1 protein-coding gene is annotated in these 380 nt (G+C 67.6%); it reads left to right on the top strand.

Annotated features, from left to right (window positions below; translation table 11 throughout):
- Nucleotides 1-109: 109 nt before the first annotated feature.
- On the top strand, nt 110-380 hold a 271-nt coding region (locus LPA54_RS42030; protein ID WP_228985588.1), incomplete at its 3' end, for a non-heme iron oxygenase ferredoxin subunit.

Genomic DNA, 380 nt, shown 5'->3' with positions numbered 1-380 from the left:
GTCTGGTGGTCCGGGGCTTCTTCGCCGAGCTGGTCCAGCAGATCGGCGTGCCCGACATCGAGGAGCGCCTGATCGCCAAGATCGAGGAGGAGCTGGAGGCCGCGGTCGCATGACCTTCGTACGCGTCTGTGGACTGAGCGAGCTGGAGGAGGACACCCCCAAGCGGGTGGAACTCGACGGCACGCCGGTCTCCGTCGTGCGCACCGAGGGAGAGGTGTTCGCGATCAACGACATCTGCTCCCACGCGAACGTGTCCCTCTCGGAGGGCGAAGTCGACGACTGCCACATCGAGTGCTGGCTGCACGGCTCGCGCTTCGACCTCCGTTCCGGCAAGCCCGACGCCCTCCCGGCGACGCGCCCCGTCCCCGTATACCCCGTAA

The organism is Streptomyces sp. DH12 (assembly GCF_020873895.1).
Classification (GTDB): domain Bacteria; phylum Actinomycetota; class Actinomycetes; order Streptomycetales; family Streptomycetaceae; genus Streptomyces.
Note: the sequence above shows the minus strand (reverse complement) of the source record. Positions and strands in the feature narration are given on the sequence as shown.